Annotated in this window: 20 protein-coding genes, 1 pseudogene and 1 riboswitch; of the genes and pseudogenes, 5 read left to right on the top strand and 16 right to left on the bottom strand. The window is 38.5% G+C overall.

Annotated elements, in window-relative coordinates:
* Window positions 1-138 precede the first annotated feature (138 nt).
* Window positions 139-741, top strand: a complete 603-nt coding sequence (locus ABDZ91_RS09395) for a class I SAM-dependent methyltransferase (protein WP_343798390.1) — start codon at window positions 139-141, stop codon at window positions 739-741.
* Window positions 742-1,002: 261 nt separating this feature from the next.
* On the opposite strand, the gene ABDZ91_RS09390 is transcribed toward ABDZ91_RS09395, so the two are convergent.
* The 3 genes from ABDZ91_RS09390 to ABDZ91_RS09380 all read right to left on the bottom strand — a co-directional run bounded on the left by ABDZ91_RS09390 (window position 1,003) and on the right by ABDZ91_RS09380 (window position 4,154).
* Complete coding sequence (locus ABDZ91_RS09390) at window positions 1,003-1,500, bottom strand: hypothetical protein (protein ID WP_343798389.1); 498 nt, start codon at window positions 1,498-1,500, stop codon at window positions 1,003-1,005.
* Window positions 1,501-1,654: 154 nt separating this feature from the next.
* Complete coding sequence (locus ABDZ91_RS09385) at window positions 1,655-3,253, bottom strand: ABC transporter permease (protein ID WP_343798387.1); 1,599 nt, start codon at window positions 3,251-3,253, stop codon at window positions 1,655-1,657.
* Complete coding sequence (locus tag ABDZ91_RS09380) at window positions 3,246-4,154, bottom strand: ABC transporter ATP-binding protein (RefSeq protein WP_343798385.1); 909 nt, start codon at window positions 4,152-4,154, stop codon at window positions 3,246-3,248. Before ABDZ91_RS09380 ends, ABDZ91_RS09385 begins: the two co-directional genes overlap by 8 nt.
* 159 nt (window positions 4,155-4,313) lie before the next feature.
* Here ABDZ91_RS09380 and ABDZ91_RS09375 point away from each other — a divergent pair, with 159 nt between their 5' ends.
* Entirely contained in the window at window positions 4,314-4,901 is a 588-nt protein-coding gene (locus tag ABDZ91_RS09375) for a TetR/AcrR family transcriptional regulator (RefSeq protein ID WP_343798383.1), read from the top strand.
* Window positions 4,902-5,033: 132 nt separating this feature from the next.
* Window positions 5,034-5,181: riboswitch (cyclic di-AMP (ydaO/yuaA leader) on the bottom strand.
* Between the two features lie 167 nt (window positions 5,182-5,348).
* On the opposite strand, the gene ABDZ91_RS09370 is transcribed toward ABDZ91_RS09375, so the two are convergent.
* Complete coding sequence (locus tag ABDZ91_RS09370; RefSeq protein ID WP_343798380.1) at window positions 5,349-5,771, bottom strand: DUF1801 domain-containing protein; 423 nt, start codon at window positions 5,769-5,771, stop codon at window positions 5,349-5,351.
* Between the two features lie 158 nt (window positions 5,772-5,929).
* Window positions 5,930-6,469, bottom strand: coding sequence for an NADPH-dependent FMN reductase (locus ABDZ91_RS09365; protein WP_343798378.1), 540 nt, complete (start codon window positions 6,467-6,469; stop codon window positions 5,930-5,932).
* A 188-nt stretch (window positions 6,470-6,657) separates the two neighbouring features.
* Between ABDZ91_RS09365 and ABDZ91_RS09360 the strand changes: the two genes are divergently transcribed.
* A complete protein-coding gene (locus tag ABDZ91_RS09360; protein ID WP_343798376.1) occupies window positions 6,658-7,605 on the top strand; it encodes a 3-oxoacyl-ACP synthase III family protein in 948 nt (315 codons plus the stop codon).
* A 367-nt stretch (window positions 7,606-7,972) separates the two neighbouring features.
* On the opposite strand, the gene arsC is transcribed toward ABDZ91_RS09360, so the two are convergent.
* The 4 genes from arsC to ABDZ91_RS09340 form a co-directional block, all read right to left on the bottom strand.
* Window positions 7,973-8,392 carry an arsenate reductase (thioredoxin) gene (gene arsC, locus ABDZ91_RS09355; protein WP_343798374.1) on the bottom strand — a complete coding sequence of 140 codons (420 nt, stop codon included), beginning with the start codon at window positions 8,390-8,392 and terminating at the stop codon, window positions 7,973-7,975.
* A gap of 19 nt (window positions 8,393-8,411) precedes the next feature.
* On the bottom strand, window positions 8,412-9,710 hold the full coding sequence (locus ABDZ91_RS09350; RefSeq protein ID WP_343798372.1) for an arsenic transporter: 1,299 nt from the start codon (window positions 9,708-9,710) through the stop codon (window positions 8,412-8,414).
* A gap of 15 nt (window positions 9,711-9,725) precedes the next feature.
* Entirely contained in the window at window positions 9,726-10,070 is a 345-nt protein-coding gene (locus tag ABDZ91_RS09345; RefSeq protein WP_343798371.1) for an ArsR/SmtB family transcription factor, read from the bottom strand.
* 210 nt (window positions 10,071-10,280) lie between these two features.
* A complete protein-coding gene (locus ABDZ91_RS09340; protein ID WP_343798370.1) occupies window positions 10,281-11,693 on the bottom strand; it encodes a SpoVR family protein in 1,413 nt (470 codons plus the stop codon).
* A gap of 55 nt (window positions 11,694-11,748) precedes the next feature.
* Between ABDZ91_RS09340 and ABDZ91_RS09335 the strand changes: the two genes are divergently transcribed.
* Window positions 11,749-11,985: a hypothetical protein gene (locus ABDZ91_RS09335; protein WP_343798368.1), complete on the top strand. Its 237-nt coding sequence runs from the start codon at window positions 11,749-11,751 to the stop codon at window positions 11,983-11,985.
* Window positions 11,986-12,214: 229 nt separating this feature from the next.
* Here the strand turns inward: ABDZ91_RS09335 and ABDZ91_RS09330 are convergent.
* The 4 genes and pseudogenes from ABDZ91_RS09330 to ABDZ91_RS09315 form a co-directional block, all read right to left on the bottom strand.
* Window positions 12,215-12,550, bottom strand: a pseudogene (locus tag ABDZ91_RS09330) (NIPSNAP family protein).
* Between the two features lies 1 nt (window position 12,551).
* Window positions 12,552-13,340, bottom strand: coding sequence for a DeoR/GlpR family DNA-binding transcription regulator (locus ABDZ91_RS09325; protein WP_343798366.1), 789 nt, complete (start codon window positions 13,338-13,340; stop codon window positions 12,552-12,554).
* A 191-nt stretch (window positions 13,341-13,531) separates the two neighbouring features.
* Window positions 13,532-13,849, bottom strand: coding sequence for a DUF3889 domain-containing protein (locus ABDZ91_RS09320; protein ID WP_343798364.1), 318 nt, complete (start codon window positions 13,847-13,849; stop codon window positions 13,532-13,534).
* Between the two features lie 33 nt (window positions 13,850-13,882).
* The gene (locus ABDZ91_RS09315) at window positions 13,883-14,890 is read right to left on the bottom strand and encodes a M14 family zinc carboxypeptidase (protein WP_343798362.1); all 1,008 of its coding nucleotides are present in this window, start codon (window positions 14,888-14,890) and stop codon (window positions 13,883-13,885) included.
* 120 nt (window positions 14,891-15,010) lie between these two features.
* Between ABDZ91_RS09315 and ABDZ91_RS09310 the strand changes: the two genes are divergently transcribed.
* Window positions 15,011-15,271: a YhdB family protein gene (locus ABDZ91_RS09310; protein WP_343798359.1), complete on the top strand. Its 261-nt coding sequence runs from the start codon at window positions 15,011-15,013 to the stop codon at window positions 15,269-15,271.
* A 70-nt stretch (window positions 15,272-15,341) separates the two neighbouring features.
* Here ABDZ91_RS09310 and ABDZ91_RS09305 read toward each other — a convergent pair whose 3' ends face one another.
* From ABDZ91_RS09305 to ABDZ91_RS09295, 3 genes are read right to left on the bottom strand one after another with little or no spacing between them, the layout of a single operon-like run.
* The gene (locus ABDZ91_RS09305; protein WP_343798357.1) at window positions 15,342-15,881 is read right to left on the bottom strand and encodes an NADPH-dependent FMN reductase; all 540 of its coding nucleotides are present in this window, start codon (window positions 15,879-15,881) and stop codon (window positions 15,342-15,344) included.
* 36 nt (window positions 15,882-15,917) lie between these two features.
* Window positions 15,918-16,568 carry a response regulator gene (locus ABDZ91_RS09300; protein ID WP_343798355.1) on the bottom strand — a complete coding sequence of 217 codons (651 nt, stop codon included), beginning with the start codon at window positions 16,566-16,568 and terminating at the stop codon, window positions 15,918-15,920.
* Between the two features lie 16 nt (window positions 16,569-16,584).
* Window positions 16,585-17,697 (bottom strand): GAF domain-containing sensor histidine kinase, encoded by a 1,113-nt coding sequence (locus ABDZ91_RS09295; RefSeq protein ID WP_343798354.1) that lies wholly within the window; start codon window positions 17,695-17,697, stop codon window positions 16,585-16,587.
* Window positions 17,698-17,931: the final 234 nt, after the last annotated feature.

Genomic DNA, 17,931 nt, shown 5'->3' with positions numbered 1-17,931 from the left:
ATATTAGTTTATACATAAATGGGTGTCAATAAAAACAGAATCCTTCTTTTTACATTCCAGATTTTGCAAGAATAATCTTCGCTCTTCGCTACAAATTAAAAATGTGTAACATTGTTACCTTCCTTTAAACGAAAGTCGGTGAATAAGATTATTACTGAATTTTTCCCAAGGTTGTATCATAATTTAGTACGACCGAAATGGTTTACAGATTTATACATTCATCAAAATTTAAAACTAGCATTTGATTTTAATGATAAAACCGTTTTAGATTTTGGCTCAGGAACAGGTGCAAATTGTTCTTTATTTAGTCCTGGAAATTATATGGGGTTAGAGCCCGATCAAAAAAGAGTGATATTCTCAAAGAAAAGCTATCCAGATTACCATTTTCATGTACTAAAAGAACAAACATTACCTTTGGAAGATCAAAGTATTGACTACATTTTGATCGTTTCCGTCTTACACCATATATCTTCTGAAGAACTTATAAAATATGCGAAAGAGTTCAAGCGAGTCTTGAGGCAAGGCGGGAAAATCGTTGCGATTGAACCCTACTTGTGTAAATCAAATCCAATTTGTAACTGGTTAATGAAATGGCTAGACCAAGGTAAATTTATAAGAGAAGAAAATGGTTACTTAAACATTTTTTACGAAAATGGCTATGAATGTAATGTGCTAAAACGATTTCGAAAATGTTTCGTATACAATGAATTGTTTTTCTCAGCTGGTCTAAAATCAAAATAAAAAAGGAACTAAACTAAATCACTTTAGTTTAGTTCCATTTCTCTTTTTTATCACTATGGTGATAATTTTTGAATACGCGGGCCTCAAAAAAATGTTTTAAAAACCTGGGTAGTCTCATTACATTCAGTACAACGGAATTGTATTTCCAAGGCATCCTCATATGCCTTATGTAGTGTTTCCGTTTTACAACTCTCACAATATCGATTCTCCTGAGCTTCTATAGCCAAGAAAAGACCTCCCTCCCTATGAGATGTGTTAAGCTTATGTTTCCTCTAGAAGTAACTTCCCCTCCCCTTGCCTGCGAGTTATTCTCTCATACAAATATTGTGCACCATACAATAAATAAGCTTTATAGTGTATATACAAGAAAAACTGAAGTCGGTTTAACCGATTTAACCTTATTATCTTCATTTTTTTAAAAATATCCATTCCAACAAAAGCGAAGACTCCATCTGCAATAACATTTAATAACAAAAACTTTTTAAAATTCCCGTACGAAAATTTAAGTAACCACATGGAAAGGGGCATATATGGGCCTACACTAAAAGGAAGTTCATCTCTTACAAACGACTTTCGAAGGTCGTAAAACTTCCACCACTTTTTCTTATGACCATATAAATGATTGAAAATCTCAAAAATAACAATAAAGATACCGGCAAAGGAGTAGCGTTTAAAACTTCTTCGACCAATAAACAACAACGTCGACCAAGGTCCTAATATGATGAAAAGGTTAAATAATTTATGTCGCTTAGAAATCATAAGGCTCCACACTCTCAACTTGTTTTTTCTATTTTTTTATAGTAACCAAATATTTATAATCAATCCCAATAGAATAATAATGGACTAAAAAAAACTTGGACAGGATTAAATGTGCTCTACAGAACATTTAATCAGTCCAAGTGTTGATTGATACTTATTCGATATCACGTTTTTTAAAACCAGTAATACCAAGTAGTGTAAGAACTACAGCCACTAAGCTTAATAGGATCAGAGGTAAAAGTGAAAACTCCTCCACTGGTGCTTGCGGCACATGACCGAATGGTGACATGTTTCCGATCCAATCTGAAAACTGGAATAGACCACCTAAGTACAAAACAATAAATGAATATAACACATACAGCCAAACAAGACTCGTTAACTTAGGCAGGATACCAATTAGAAAGACAGCTAAACCTATCATAACAAGCAACGCAGGGAAATATGAAATGGCAGCTCCATAAATCATCCCAAAAGTTAATCCTTCTTCTATGGCTACATGACCAGTAGACCATAGTCCAATAGCCGCCAATGAAATCATGACAAACCCATTGATTACGGAGATGAATAGATAGGTAGACAATAGCTTTGTTCGCGAAACTGTTCTACCTAGAAGATGAACAATTCGATCTTTCTTCTCTTCTCCCCGTAACCTATTCATACTAATGACTGGTGGGATAGTGGCTAATATAGAAATGACAATCATGAGCATTGGAATAAATTGTTCGGTTAAAGATATCCCCTCTACAGGCTGTAGAAGTTGTTGCATCATTTCATTATTTGAAAAGAAAGACTCAAGGTCACCCAGTACAGAACCATATGATGCACCTAATACATACATGCCGATTGCCCATGCAATGATGCCTGTTCGCTGCAATCTTAAAACAAGACCAGCTGGACTTTGAAGGAGCCTGGACGCTGTTTTTCTTCCTGGTTTGGATGGCAGGAAGCCTCGTTCCAAATCTCGTATAGCGTTCAAGTAATTGGCTATTGCAAAAAGCAGCAACGATACAGCAACCATCAACACAATTGGTAGCCAGTTGTTAGTTGAGTAAACTTCCGCTTTTGTCACCCACCCTAAAGGGGATAACCAGGATAGTGATTCGTTACTTACATCCGTAATGGCCCGAAGAAGATAGGCAACCAACAAAACAGCAATGGAGTAGCCAACTGTCCCACGTGAACTCTCCGATAATTGTGCGAAAACTGCCGTAACGCCTGCAAAAAATAACCCAGTTGCGCCTAGTGCTATACCATATAAAAATGAACCTTCAAGATCCATACTCTCAATTCCGAGTGCAAAAAGACCAAGGGCATTTACTAACGCTAAAATGACACATGTACCTGTAATAGAAATCAATGACGCATTCAAATAGGATAACCGGCCTGTAGGTAATGACCGAATCATTTCTAAGCGGCCGTCTTCTTCATCTCCTCTCGTGTGTCGAGATACTAGCAATATACTCATTAGCCCTACAACAGCTGCGGTCATGAGTAGCATTTGATGTGCTGTCATGGCACCCATCGTGTAATTTTCTAAATCCCCCGGTCCAACCATTGCTGTCATGGCGGGATTGGCCATGGTTTTAGCCATTACATCACGTTCCTGTTGAGATCCATATAAATCTTGAAAAGCAATCGGTACGATCAAGGTAAAGAAAGTTAACCCCACTATCCATAATAGAATTCTGATGCGATCCATACGGATAATGAATCTAGAAAGGAAAGCCGTTTTTTCTATTAACTGACTAGTCATTAGCCCCCACCTCTGTCACCGTTGTGTTTTCATAGTGCCTCATAAACAAATCCTCTAGAGTTGGTGGTGAACTTTCTAATTTTACAATTCCAAAATGACTAATATGTTTAATAACGGTATCCATATGTTCAGAATCAACTTGAAAGGTAAGAATGCGACCTTTTTCTTCTACTTCATGAATACCTTGTAGACTGTTCAATCCTGTGATTGGCTGCTTTGTTTCTACGAGCATTTGTGTCCGTGTCAAATGACGAAGCTCGTTTAATGACCCCGTTTCAATAATCTCCCCTTGGCGAATAATACTCACTCGGTCACAGAGTTTTTCTACCTCGGATAAAATATGACTGGAGAGGAGAACACTTTTACCTTGTCTTTTTACTTCTTGAACACATTCCTGAAATACATTTTCCATCAATGGGTCTAGTCCCGATGTAGGTTCATCAAGAATATATAAATCTGCGTCCGTGGAAAACGCAGCAATTAATGCAACCTTTTGTCTATTTCCTTTCGAATATGTTCTACATTTTTTTGAAGGATCAAAATCGAATTTTCGAATGAGTTCATCCCGTCTTGATTCATTTTTTGTCCCATTTAATTTCATGAATAAATCAATGACCTCTCCTCCTGTTAAGTTTGGCCAAAGATTTACATCACCTGGAACGTAAGCCACTTTCTTATGAATTTCTACAGCATCATCCCAAGCATTTTTCCCAAATATTGAAATCTCCCCTGAAGTTGCTTTTAAAATCCCTAATAAGACTCGAATCGTAGTGGATTTTCCTGCACCATTTGGTCCAATAAAACCAAGAACTTCTCCTTTATTCACTTCAAGATTGATGCCTTTTAGAACCTGAACACTACCAAACTTCTTGGTTAAATCCTTTATTCTAATGACTGACATGCCAATCTCCTCCCTTGGATTATAACTTTTAATAAAATGAATAAATTCAATACATTTTATTCATAATATACATACATTATAAGATTCGTCAATGATTTGAATAAATTTATTTGAGTTCATTCAAATCATGCCCTATTATTATTGAAAGAGGTGAGTTTTTTGGACGGGTATAAGCTTCGAACAGAAAAGAAAAAAGAACAAATCCGTAAAGTAGCTATGGACCTTTTTCTTACCTTTGGTTTTGAAAAAGTGACCCTTGCGGAAATAGCAAAGAAAGCACATGTATCTCCGGTAACGATTTATAATCACTTTGGAACCAAAGACGAATTGGTTAGAGACGTCGTTCACACCTTTCTTGAAAGGGAATGGGAAAGTAGATTGCAAACTATAAAACGTGAAGATTTAAGCTTCCCAGAGAAGGTTGAAAAACTAATTATAGATACCACTGAGATCTCTGGTGTTAATCCAAGTTTTTTAAATAAGATGATTGATAATGACCCTGAATTAGCACTGTTCATTCAAGATTTTTTTCAAGATCGAATGAAATATATTATCGAATTCTTTGAAGAAGGAAAGCAGTTAGGATATGTTGATCCAGACATCACAACCGATTCCATCATCATGTATTTGAATATCCTGCAGAATGCAGCGAAAGACTTACAATTTTTTAATGACAGTCAAAAAAATTCAAAGCTCGGGAAGGACCTTTCTAAACTCTTTTTCTATGGTCTCTTAATAAGAAAATAAGTTATAGAGAAGGTTTTTAGCAGTGAACGATGTTACCAGTACTAATTTCAAATTATCAAACATTCGTTTTTAGACACAACAAAAAGACCACAAGGAACTAAGCCTGTGGTCTACTGATTTTTGATCACAAGTTTATCCTCTCCCAATACGCTTACGAGGTTAGCTGTCGGATTCGGGTTATGGAAGTAACCCTACCTTCAAATGAAGGATTCACCCCAAGTAGAATTGGCTTCTACAAAGTGGTTCCCCCGCTCCATTTTGGATTAAGCGATAAAGAATATGAACTTTCATGTGAGTAAATCATACGCCTCTATAATTTGATTTGTAAAGTCCTTTTACCCCTTTAAATAGTGCTTTATTCGTTCAAAAGAGACTGAATTTTGCTGTTTTAGTGAATAAAGATAACATTACCTCATTTTTTCTTAATTTTACATCAATTCTCTTTCATTATGAATCTGGATACGTCTCTTTTAAGAATGTAATGGATTGGGTAATAAGCTTCTTTAAAACTTCGACATCAATATCTGCAATCTTATTGATATACACACATGCTTTCCCAGCCTTATGCTTTCCAAAGTCCTGGAGAAGCTCTTCCCTTTTTGTATCACCTGTTGCAAAATAGAGACTAAAATTTGCTTTTCGAGGTGAAAAACCAACTAATGGAGCATCCCCTTCGTGACCTGATGCGTACTTATAGTGATACGACCCGAACCCGATAATACTCGGCCCCCACATCTTTGCTGGATAACCGCTGGTCTCTGTAAAGATGTCCAATAATTTATAGGCATCTTCTCTTTTCTTTGGATTTTCAACTGCCTCTATAAACTCAATAACGCTATTATCGTTTTCCTTTGTTTTAAGTTCGTACATTCCTCCAACTCCTCTCTTTTCCCATCTATCTTGTCTAACCTAACATTTCGGCAAATAAACCTAAATTCCTTTTTCGACAAGTGCCTATCACCAACGAAAATTCCCCCCAAAAAAAGAAGCCATGCTCACGTCGGTGAACTTGGCTTCTTTTCTAATATTTATGCTCTTAAAGGTTTTAGTGCACCGCTCCACGCATTTACTTGGTCAAGCATCGCATTTACGTTATCTAGATGTAAATCAGCTGGTTTGAACTCACTGAAGTTTTCAAAGTCAGTGAATAGAGATAAAGTTGGGTGAACACGAACGTCAGCAACTTGAAGTTCTCCCAGAATCCCACGAAGGTGTTCAGCTGCACGCGCTCCACCTGTTGAACCGTAGCTAACGATTCCCGCTGCTTTATTTGCCCATTCGTCACGAGCTAAATCAATCGCATTTTTAAGGGCACCTGTAATACTATGATTATATTCTTGTACGATGAATACAAATCCATCAAGGCTATTTAATTTTTCAGACCAAGCTTGAAGACCAGGCTCTTCTCCTGTTCCTTCACCAAGGAAAGGCAGTTTAAAATCCGCAATATCCAAGATTTCATATTGCGCATCTTCGCGCGTGTCAGCAATTCCTTTCACCCACTCACCAACTTGTGGACTAACACGTCCTTGACGAGTACTTCCTAAAATAATACCAATTTTCAACATGATGTATTCCTCCAATTGTAAGAATTCATATATCTCTAAAGGATATATTTCTAATTCGAGATAATTATAAATCTTATATCCATTTGCCGTCAATTATTATGCTTATGTCGCCTTATGTTATTTTTTGCCAAAGTATCCCGCTTTTCTGTTACTATAAAATAGTAAAAATATACAAATATGGGGGAAAAATGAACATGATACACAATGCAGGGATATTGGGGATAGGAGTCAATATTCCGGAGAAAGTCGTTACAAATAAAGAAATTGCTGAGCGCTTCGGTATTACTGAAGAGGAAATTGTCTTAAAGACAGGAATTCATGAAAGAAGATATGAATCTGCTGACACATCCCTAACTGACATGTGTGTGGTCGCAGGGAAACGAGCCATTGAAGATTCGGGAGTAGATCCCAGTGAAATCGATATGGTCATTATTGGTACCAATACCCATGATACACATATTACCGCAGCCCTTGTTCAAGACATGATTGGTGCTACAACTTGTGCTGGGTTGGATTTACACTCAGGTTGTTCCAGTTTTATCACAGCACTATCTACGGGTGCCCAATTTGTTCAAACGGGATTATATCAAAAAGTGCTTGTTATCGCAGTGGATAAATGCTCATCGTTACTAAATCCAATGGATAAAAAAACAGCCCTTTTGTTTTCCGATGGAGCAGCAGCAGTTGTTGTAGGAAGAGTTCCTGAGTCTAAGGGGATATTAGGCATTCACATGCAGATGGACGGAAGTGGTGGTAAGTACTTGCACCTGGATGAAAATAAAAACATCAAAATGGATGGACGAGCTGTTTTCGAATTTGCTGTTGACGCTTTACCAAAAGCTGTTGACAAAGTGTTAGATATTTCAGGTCTCTCTTTATCAGATGTGGACTTTATAGTGCCTCATCAATCGAATTTACGGATTATAGAAAAAGGGATTGAGACACTAGGATACTCAATGGAAAAAGTACATACCAAAACCATTCAGTACTATGGAAACTCATCAGCACCGACAATCCCGATTGGCTTACATGAGGAAGTGCTTCAGGGAAACATCCAAGATGGCGATTTAATTGTTCTTGTTGGATATGGCGCTGGACTTGGTTGGGGAGCGATTGCGCTTCGGTGGGGGAGGTAGGTTTGCTAGGGATAATTTGTGACATCAACCACTAGCCGGACACAGGTTCCGTTAATTTTATAAAAATGCCGGTTTTCGAGGTTCAAACGGACTTTGGTTCCGCTATTTGGCCATTTCAATGGGTTTTTCCACTGGTTTTACCCAAATAACGGAATCTCTGTCCGCAAAACCTTTGAAAATATGATGTTTTAGCTAAATAACGGATTTCCTGTCCGCTTCGTGCAACAGCCGGACACACGGTCCGTTATTTTTATAAAAATGCTGGTTTTCGAGGATCAAACGGACTTTGGTTCCGCTATTTGGCCATTTCAATGGATTTTTCCACTGGTTTTACCCAAATAACGGAATCTCTGTCCGCCATACCTTTTTATTCCCCAGTTTCCGCAAACCGTTTAATTCGGTCTCCAATTTGGTCACGAACTCTCCCGAAAACAGCCCACTTTTCTTCTTCCGTTCCTTCTGCTTTAGCAGGGTCATCAAAGCCCCAGTGCTCTCGTTTTACATGTGGTGGAGTCACTGGACATTTGTCAGCTGCATCTCCACATAGAGTTACAACAAGATCAGCATTGTTTAGGATTTCGGGGTCAATTATATCTGAAGTTTGATTAGAAATATCAACTCCAACTTCTTCCATTGCTTTCACAGCATTAGGATTTAGCCCGTGTGCTTCAATTCCTGCACTTCGAACTTCCCAATCGTCACCTAGATGTTTTTTTGCCCAACCCTCTGCCATTTGGCTTCTGCATGAGTTTCCTGTACATAAAAAATAGATAGTTTTTTTAGACATTGTTGATTCTCCTTTATGTTTAATGAATGAATAACAACCATATATACAAACCAACTAACGTAATAAATAAGGTTGGTATGGTTAAAATGATTCCAGTTTTAAAATAGGTACCCCAAGAAATTTTAACTCCTTTTTGTGAAAGGACATGGAGCCATAACAAAGTAGCTAGAGATCCGATTGGGGTAATTTTAGGTCCTAAATCTGAACCAATGACGTTTGCATAAATGAGTGCTTCTCTAATCACACCACTTGTGTTTGTGTCAGCAATGGCAAGTGCATCAATCATAACCGTCGGCATATTATTCATCACAGAAGATAGAATGGCTGCAATGAATCCCATTCCAACTGTTGCTACAAATAATCCTTGATCCGCGGCTGCCTGAATGACAACTGCTAATAAATCAGTCAAACCTTCATTTCTTAATCCATAAACGACTACATACATGCCTATCGAGAAAAAGACAATTGCCCAAGGTGCGCCTTTTATGACAGTACGGGTATCAACTGCTGCGCTTTTTCGTGCCATAAGAAGGAAAAAGATAGCTACAATACTCGCAATAATGGATACAGGGATACCCGTGAATTCACTTGCAAAGTATCCAATGAGTAGTATTGCTAATACCAACCAAGATAATCGAAACATTTTAATGTCACGAATCGCTTCTGTTGGCTTTTTCAATTGTTCCATTTTATAGTTCTTCGGTATGCTTTTACGGAAGAATAGATACAAGACCAATATACTAGCTGCTAATGAGAAAAAGTTAGGGATAATCATTCTGGATGCAAATTCTGCAAATCCAATCCCAAAGAAATCCGCAGATACAATGTTAACTAGGTTACTGACGACTAAAGGTAAAGAAGTTGTATCCGCAATAAATCCACTCGCAATGATGAATGGAAATACCATTTTTTCGTTAAAGTTTAGATTACGTACCATGGCTAATACGATTGGAGTCAAAATTAAGGCTGCACCATCATTAGCAAAAAACGCTGCCACTAATGCTCCAAGTATCGAAACATAAACAAACATAAGGATTCCATTACCTTTTGCGGCCCTTGCCATGTGGAGTGCCGACCATTCAAAGAACCCGATTTCATCAAGTATTAAAGAAATAATAATAATGGCTATAAAAGCTAAGGTCGCGTTCCATACAATTGATGTAACGTCTATGACATCATTAAAGTCAACGACACCTATAAGTAGAGCGAGCACAGCTCCGCCACATGCAGACCAGCCGATTGATAAGCCTTTTGGCTGCCATATCACTAATATAAGTGTGACTAGAAATATTGCTGATGCTAAGAAGACTGATAACAATTAGTTTCCCTCCTATTAATCACATGAAATCCTTTTTCCTTGCTCCTCTAATTCATACAACTTAAAATCTTGACTAGGAAGGTGTTCTAGCAGGTTTTTCACGAAGGGATAAGAGTCACTTTCCTTATTTAAAGAGTAAATGATCCATTGTCCTCTCCTTGTTTCTCGTACGATTCCAGCATCTTTTAGTTTTCGAACATGTTGACTAATGGCTGGTTGACTGGCTTTAAAAATTTCAACAAATTCGCACACACAGCAATCATGACACTCCAAAATCTTTACCATCCTTAAACGGGTTTTATCACCAAGCAGTTTTAACAGGGATGCTGCCTTTTCTATTTCTACGGTTACAACTTGCATAAAAGCACCTCCTTATATCAATATATAACAATCTGCTTATATAATAGTTCACTTATATGTGTTTTTCAAGAGAAAGAACGTAAATTTATATGTAAAGAATTTTTCTTCGGTCTTAGTGTGCATCCAATTTTATCATCTTATGTTTTCGTTTAAACTTTTTAAAAAAATAGGTCTGCCCCGTGATTCCTAGGACAAACCATGTTTGAAAAATTATATATACTTCCGGTGCATGCTTTTTCCATCATATGAGAAAAGAATTGGTTTATTTTCAATAACTGATTCTAAGTGAGTGGTCCTCCCCCACAATTGATAAACGTATGGAAGGACCTTTTCTAAATACTTGATATCAAGTTCAATGCCTTCATACCAATGCTTAAGGTAGAGTTCCCCATTTCGCAAGTAATCTCCATCATTCACCGTAATATAAGGGAATCCTCCGTTCACTCTCATACTTACTAGCTGGTCACGAACTTGGGTCCACTCTTTGTCGACTATTTTATAGTCCTTCCCTTGCTTCTGGAATAAGTACATATCCTCTCTTGTTACTAAATCCTTGGTTAAATAATTTCGTAGGAAGGAGATATCCGATTCCATTTCTCTAACCTCAAACATTTTCGCACGGCCGGAATTTGGCTCAACGCCTCGCGCTTTCATTTCCTCAGTCGGATTGTTATATCTTTCTTCAATGTCTTCAAAAATTTTAATGCCTAAATAATATGGATTGATTCCCGTTCTAGATGGTTGAACCACACCCGCATTTAATTTAGCAAACTCAATCGCTTCATCAGAGGTTAGTTCCATTTCCCGTAAAATTCGTTGATGCCAATAGGATGCCCAGCCTTCGTTCATGATTTTGGTTTCAAGCTGAGGCCAGAAATACAACATTTCCTCTCTCATCATCGTCACAATGTCTCGTTGCCAGTCTGCTAACTCCCTACTGTATTGTTCAATAAAGAGTAGGATATCCTTCTCAGGTTGTGGCGGGAATTTTTTACGTTTCTTCTTTGGTTTTGGCTTTGGTTTTTCATCTAAAGACCATAAATCATCATATGGTGATTTAGGAGGTTTGTCTTCCTCCTCTATCCATTCAGTATCCTCCAAGGTCCATGCTAATTTTGGACGCATTAAAGAAGGGTCAATATGCTCTTCAATCGCTAGAACCGCATCTAGTGTTTTTTCCACTTCATGCTTTCCATATTCAATTTCATACTGACGGATTCGCTCCGCCGTCGCAGCCATACTTTCCACCATATCTCGTTTTGTGTTTTGAAATCTGACGTTGTTCTTAAAGAAATCACAGTGAGCTAAAACGTGTGCAACGATTAGCTTGTTCTGGATGAGCGAGTTTGAATCAAGGAGAAATGCATAACAAGGATTTGAGTTAATCACAAGTTCATATATTTTACTAAGTCCTAAATCGTAATGAAGCTTCATTTTATAAAATTGCTTACCAAAGCTCCAGTGAGAAAAACGAGTAGGCATACCGTAAGCCCCAAATGTATAAATGATGTCTGAAGGACAAATTTCATATCTCATTGGGTAAAAATCAAGACCGAGCCCACTCGCTATCTCTGTTATCTCACTAATAGCACGTTCTAACGCTTTTCGATCATCTGTCTTCATCGGCCTACTCCCCCTTATAGCTCTTACCACAATGTATGAGTGAAAGGGGTGAATCATGTACTGGTTGGGGTACAAAATTCTTTTAAGAACAAATGGTGACCAGATAAAGTCCTATAACAAGCGCGTTTATCTATTTAGCGATGAAATTTTAGGAAACCGCGTCTGGCTAGGTTTTGAAACGGACAGGAAATCCGTTATTTGCCAAAAAAACAGTGTTTTCATTGGTTTCGCGGACAGAGATTCCGTTAAATGGCTAAAATCAGCTGAAAATGTACTCAAAACAGTCGAATAGCGGAACGTGAGTCCGTTTCTTCCTCAAAAACCGGCATTTTCATAAATATAACGGAACCTGTGTCCGGCTAGATTTTGAAACGGACACAGGTTCCGTTATTTTCCCAAGAAAGAGTATTTCAATAGTATCCAGATTAACAAACCACAAGTGTAACAAAAAGGATGAGGCTAATATCTCCTCATCCCTCATCCTTTATATTGGAGAGCTGATTGAACAGCCCATTCATTACTCAGAACACTGTATTCTCTAATTTTTCATTCCTTACCTGAAGGAAGTGACTGTAGATAATAAATTCTCTTCCCCCGTTGTCGTTATACCATTTCAGGACGTTATGCACATGCCCCTGGTCTTTACGAACATCCGCTTCAATTCTTTCATAGTCCCCATAGCTATCATATTCCCAGATAGCAAAAACTTCGACATCCTCCGAGCCTCTCATCATCCAGCGGCCGACTAGACGAGCACCGTACTTTAGCTGCGTTGGTAGAAGTGTTTGGTTAAAATGACGGTTGAAGTTCTCTACAAAACCTTCTTTGACTACATACTACTTTCTTCTATAGAACACCTTATTTTGTAGCTCCCTTCAGATCTTCCTTATATGCTATCTCAACTCTCCCACCATTACCTTTCACAGCCTCAATATGCTCTACCGCTGTTTCCTCATCCGTAATGATTAAATCAAACGCATCAACCGGTAACATGTGGACAAAGTTGGTGGAGCCGAAACCCCAGTGTCCCATTAAACAGATGGATGTTCTAGCTTGTTGGTGTACGACTCTTGCTCCTACTGCAACACCTGGAGTTGCCGTCGAAAGTCCTTTTTCGTTTAAGGCCCCACCTGTCAAAAAGGCAACATCAAAATGGAACTGCTTCAACATTTCATTCGTAAAGGCATCTGACATGTTGCCGGATTTTTTCACTTTTCCACCGATCACGTAGCATTCCACATTGTCCATATCTTTTAACACATCTGCAATTCTGAGTGCGTTCGTCACAACTGTGAACTGGACGTCCTGCGGCAAATACTTTAACATTAAATAATGTGTGGAGGCACCACCCATAAAAATCGTTTGGCCCGCTTTGATATAGGAAGCAGCTTTCTTGGCAATTGCGTTTGCGTAATCATCCCCATGACCGTAACGCTGATCTGCCGGTCGAGCTAATAGCCGAATGTTAGTTGCAGGTATGGCGCCTCCATGCGTTCGTTTTAGGAGCCCTTTTTCCTCCATAATAGACAAATCTCTTCTGATGGAATCAATCGATACCGAAAATTTCTCTGCTAAATCCTTGGCCAATACTCTCCCTGTTTCTTCTAACATCTTTAAAATTTCTTCTCTTCGTTCATCTGAAAACATGTGTATTCCCCTCTCTAATCATCTTTAATAAAACACCCTGCCCTCCTTTATCCATCATTAAGGAAATTCCTTCCTCTACTTTAGTCTATTCAATTTTATTCATGTTTTCAACTATTTTTATTAACGATTATTCATATTTATTATAAAAACATGAACAAAACAGAAAAAAGAGCGGCTAATCCCACTCTTTCTCAACCTTGATTTTTTTCCCTAACACTGATATCTAATGTCTTTTGATTATTTAAATCATGTTTAATATCAACTATAACGGCCTTTTCCTTACCTTGGTCAGTCACTTTAAATTCAAATGAATCGGTTACCTGATTATTTTGTCCTTCTTTTCTACCCAAATATTTGTAGTCCTTAACTGGATCACCTGGATAATCTTCCTTTACAAGCGCTAATGCAATTCGACCGTATTTTTGATAATCAGGTTGAGCGCTCGCGGGTGCCACAACACCTGTGAGTAGTAAAGAAATGAGCATAAGAATGGATATCAATTTTTTCATTGGAAATCCTCCGTTTTATTTTTTATTGTCATCTCATTCTTCTTTTTTATGTATATTTTCTCTAGCCAGTTGTGTCAGTACGAATGGGACCTTACGATTTCTTAACCATTCTTCATAAAAAATGGACAACGGTAAGCTTGTTTCTCCCGGATAGGACCCAATTTCAATCGTAAGAGCTGGACGCCTAAATTCAGTGATAAACCAATCTGTTAATCCACCACCTGTAGCCTTTTTTGGAGGCTTGGCCAATTTATAGCCAGTAACTTCAGCGATTCGAGTGGCGATGGCCGTATCCCGTTTTACATTCTGTTCTTTTCCAAAACGATAATAAATTTCTCTTCCAGCTGAATGATATGTAGCGACTAGAAGCGGTTTTTTTCTATGAAGGAAATGGGATACTGCCCTTGCTTCTGGAGCAATTAACGGTTTCTTCCCTTTGTAAAATTTGTAAGATGGCTCATTTGGTTGGTCAGACAATTCAGGCCAACCAGCTGGGTATTGCCGATTTAAATCAATCCCTTGTGCATTAGATTTCCACCTTGAAAAATCACGTTCGCCCTCATTCATTGCAATCCATTTTTGACTAAGTTTTTTGGTAGCCTTCTCAGCTAATCCTTGTTGAATCAGTACACCATCTGGATTCACCATAGGGATAAAGGTAATCGATACATCATTCAAAATCTTGTATGCTGGGTCATTATTTTTCATCTTAATGGCCGTGTCTTCAATCATTCGCATAAGCAGGGTCGAAGTTAACCATTCTCTACCATGGTGCGCGCCAAGTATGACAATCGAATAGTTACCACTCCCTACTTGTACAGCCCAAATTGGATAACCAAGAACTGAATAGCCAATCGTTTGTATATTGACATGCTCTGGAAACTTAGAGTGAATTCCATGTAAATCACGTTTTAAAACGGATGGAGAATATGGAACGTTTGTATGAATTGATGACCCCACTGTTACTTCCAAACGGTGAAAAAATATGAAGGCACAAACAATCATTACTACTGTTACTTTCTTAAGGCAGGTCTTGGACACTTGTGGGTATACCTCCAATATATAACGATGCCGTCATAGAGCCATCTCCAACTTTTAGAGAACAACTTTTTGTTTTTTCCTCACACACTATAAGTAACTCCTTAGAGAGGAGGAGAACGAATGAATTCGGTCGACTATGATCGCGCATTGTACTACACGCATCGTTCTCAATGGGATAACCTTTTACTGTTGATGGTGCGAACAAAGGATGACGTTTTATCGAAGAAAATTGAACATTTTTTACATGCATATCAATTTTCTAAAGATTATTCTGTCATAGAAACTCACCTTTATTCGCTCCTTCGTTACATTGATCACGCTACAGAACAAATCGAAATGACCAGCGACCAGGAAAGTACGATTGAAATGTTTAAGGGCTAAGAAGAAGGGTTATGAAGAAACAAGACGAATAAAAGCTGATGGTGTACAGGAGCACCATCAGCTTTTTTTATTAAACATATTCTGCTTTTTTAAGCATTTTGTAGCTTTCCGCATACATTTTTAATTCCGTTACAAGTGCATCCACTAATTTGGCTGCGTTCTCGTCAAGGGCATCCTCTTCATAATCAAAACAATGCGGATCTAGTACGAGCTGACGCGGAATGACGTTTGCATAGACTCCACGTCCAACCGTTCGCATGTTATTTAAGGCATTGATTCCACCTTTTCCTCCACCAGCTACAGCTAAAAGTGCAACTGGCTTATGAGCAAATTGCTCACTAGATAAAAAATCTAAAGCATTTTTTAAACAGCCACTCATAGCGCTGTGGTATTCAGGGGATGCTAAAATGACACCATCTGCCTGTTTAATGGCTTTTCGCAAATCTTGAACGACCTCTAATTGTTTTTGGCTTTCTTCTCCATTAAATAATGGTAGGTCTGTACTCGCAAGGTCGATTAATGAAAAATCATATTTACGACTGATAAAACGAGTGGCTATGCCTGTCCGCCCTTTTTTTCTAGGGCTACCGCTCAAAACCACAATATTCATATTGTCCTCTCCCTCTTATGTTGTGCTGAATAAGGATTATTCACCAGTGTTTTGCACGAGGCCAATTCGAACCGCATATAGAGCGGCTTGTGTTCGATCTGCTAGTTCAAGCTTTGCAAGAATGTTTGAGACATGTGTTTTCACAGTTTTTTCTGTGATATAAAGAGATGCCGCAATCTCCTTATTGCTTTTTCCCTTTGCGATCTCAGATAAAACTTCTTTCTCACGATTTGTGAGTTCATGAATTCGTCCAGCGGATTCCCGTTTATTGGTAAACTGGTTTAATATATGATTGGTTGCCTTTGGGTGTAGGGATCTTCCGCCGTTTACCACTTCTCGAATAGCTTGAACGAGCACATCGGGTTCCACATCTTTTAACTGATAACCGTCTGCTCCAGCTTCAATTGCTGGTATTACTTGATCCTGATCAGAAAAACTTGTCAAAATAATAATTTTTGATTGTGGAAGCTCATCTTTGATGACTTTGGTTGCCTCAATCCCATTCAATTTGGGCATTAGTAAATCCATTAAAATCATATCAGGTTTTAGGGATTGAGCCAAACGGACCGCTTCCTCCCCATCATTAGCCTCGCCTACAATATCAAGGTCTGATTGCGTTTTCAAAAAAAATATAAGCCCTCTCCTAACAACCGGATGATCATCTGCAATTAAAATTCGAATCCCCATTTTCTTCACCTCTCCATTAAAATGGAATGCTTATCTGTATAATGGTGCCTTTATTGATTTCACTTTTTAAAGAAAACGTACCACCTACCGAGCGGACTCTTGTCTCCATATTACTCAAACCTAGCGTTGGAATGTTTTGATTCTGAGAAAAAGTAAAACCGACTCCCTTATCTTCTATTGTTACATTAACCTGGTTTTTTTCGTGCTCTATATGGATAAGGATTTCATTCGTACCCGCATGCTTTTTACAATTATTCAGTGCTTCTTGACTGACTCTCCAGAGTACTTCTTCCACGTTTGAAGGTAGATGACCAACACCACTAACACGGTCTTGTACTTGTAATTCAATCATTTCTCCATAGCTTTTAATCGCTTGTAAAAGACCATTTTCTAAACCATTTGGCTTTAGCTGCCATATCAGGGCCCTCATCTCGCTGAGAGCTTGCTGTGCTAGTTGCTGAATATAGCCGAAGGTCTCTTTGACACCCTCATCATTTGTCATCTCTTTTCCGCCTCGAGCCGTTAAAGTCATCGAGAAAAGAAGCTGGTTGACCGAATCATGAAGATCACGAGCCAATCTATTTCGCTCAGCACTTAGCGCCAATTCCTGTTCCTTTTTCGTTAATTGAATCCGCTTGATGGCAGCTCCAATTTGATGGGCTGTCGCCTCTAATAAAGCCAACTCTTCTTCCGTAAAAAAAGTTTTATTCGGAGAGGCTACATTCAATAAGCCAAAACGTTCTCCACCTACTTTTAAAGGAACCGTAGCGTGGTGAGTGATTCCACACGTACTCCCTAATTGTTGTTTTGTCACAATTTCAATTCGCTGACATTCGATAATATTAGAAGCCTTGTTTAAGGTGCCTTTATTAAATTTATCAACACACCAACAGCCTCCCTGACACATGGGCGCGCGGTTGTTATGTTCCAGTGCTGGAGGTAAGTTTTCATGGGCAGCTAGCGTTCGGTTGCCATGTTGGTCGATTAAAAAAATCCAACCTGTGGTAAGGTTCGTTAATGTTAATAGTTTTTGAAGAACTTCTTGAAGCATGAGTTCAAGGTCTGTTCCTTCGTTTAATAGCTCCGCAATATTTTTCAAGACATTTAACCGATTGATGGAGTTCCCCATGTGATTTCTCCTCTACATTTGTTTCTACTTCTATTATATTTGCTTTTACATGGGAAAACCCTTCTTAATTGGAAGGAACTTTTCTACGACTAAAGTCTGAGGGGAGGTGAATGAAGGGCCGGTTTATGTGAAGGAAAAAGTTAAGCCAAACGCTTCGGGCATGCTAGGGTATGCTGCTGTCCCATTTGATTCGAGGTTAACTGACAAACGGGACAGTCAGGGCTTCACCTGTCC

This window comes from Bacillus carboniphilus, from assembly GCF_039522365.1.
In the GTDB taxonomy this organism is placed as follows: domain Bacteria; phylum Bacillota; class Bacilli; order Bacillales; family JC228; genus Bacillus_BF; species Bacillus_BF carboniphilus.
Note: the sequence above shows the minus strand (reverse complement) of the source record. Positions and strands in the feature narration are given on the sequence as shown.

Excerpts from the sequence above, each read along its gene's own strand:
- ABDZ91_RS09385 (WP_343798387.1), bottom strand. The coding sequence starts at position 3,253 with ATGACTAGTCAGTTAATAGAAAAAACGGCTTTCCTTTCTAGATTCATT.
- ABDZ91_RS09370 (WP_343798380.1), bottom strand. The coding sequence starts at position 5,771 with ATGTACGAACTTAAAACAAAGGAAAACGATAATAGCGTTATTGAGTTT.
- ABDZ91_RS09295 (WP_343798354.1), bottom strand. The coding sequence starts at position 17,697 with ATGGGGAACTCCATCAATCGGTTAAATGTCTTGAAAAATATTGCGGAG.
- ABDZ91_RS09380 (WP_343798385.1), bottom strand. The coding sequence starts at position 4,154 with ATGTCAGTCATTAGAATAAAGGATTTAACCAAGAAGTTTGGTAGTGTT.
- ABDZ91_RS09325 (WP_343798366.1), bottom strand. The coding sequence starts at position 13,340 with ATGTTTTCAGATGAACGAAGAGAAGAAATTTTAAAGATGTTAGAAGAA.
- ABDZ91_RS09310 (WP_343798359.1), top strand. The coding sequence starts at position 15,011 with ATGAATTCGGTCGACTATGATCGCGCATTGTACTACACGCATCGTTCT.
- ABDZ91_RS09345 (WP_343798371.1), bottom strand. The coding sequence starts at position 10,070 with ATGCAAGTTGTAACCGTAGAAATAGAAAAGGCAGCATCCCTGTTAAAA.
- arsC (WP_343798374.1), bottom strand. The coding sequence starts at position 8,392 with ATGTCTAAAAAAACTATCTATTTTTTATGTACAGGAAACTCATGCAGA.
- ABDZ91_RS09335 (WP_343798368.1), top strand. The coding sequence starts at position 11,749 with ATGTACTGGTTGGGGTACAAAATTCTTTTAAGAACAAATGGTGACCAG.
- ABDZ91_RS09390 (WP_343798389.1), bottom strand. The coding sequence starts at position 1,500 with ATGATTTCTAAGCGACATAAATTATTTAACCTTTTCATCATATTAGGA.
- ABDZ91_RS09340 (WP_343798370.1), bottom strand. The coding sequence starts at position 11,693 with ATGAAGACAGATGATCGAAAAGCGTTAGAACGTGCTATTAGTGAGATA.
- ABDZ91_RS09305 (WP_343798357.1), bottom strand. The coding sequence starts at position 15,881 with ATGAATATTGTGGTTTTGAGCGGTAGCCCTAGAAAAAAAGGGCGGACA.
- ABDZ91_RS09320 (WP_343798364.1), bottom strand. The coding sequence starts at position 13,849 with ATGAAAAAATTGATATCCATTCTTATGCTCATTTCTTTACTACTCACA.
- ABDZ91_RS09360 (WP_343798376.1), top strand. The coding sequence starts at position 6,658 with ATGAACATGATACACAATGCAGGGATATTGGGGATAGGAGTCAATATT.
- ABDZ91_RS09300 (WP_343798355.1), bottom strand. The coding sequence starts at position 16,568 with ATGGGGATTCGAATTTTAATTGCAGATGATCATCCGGTTGTTAGGAGA.
- ABDZ91_RS09365 (WP_343798378.1), bottom strand. The coding sequence starts at position 6,469 with ATGTTGAAAATTGGTATTATTTTAGGAAGTACTCGTCAAGGACGTGTT.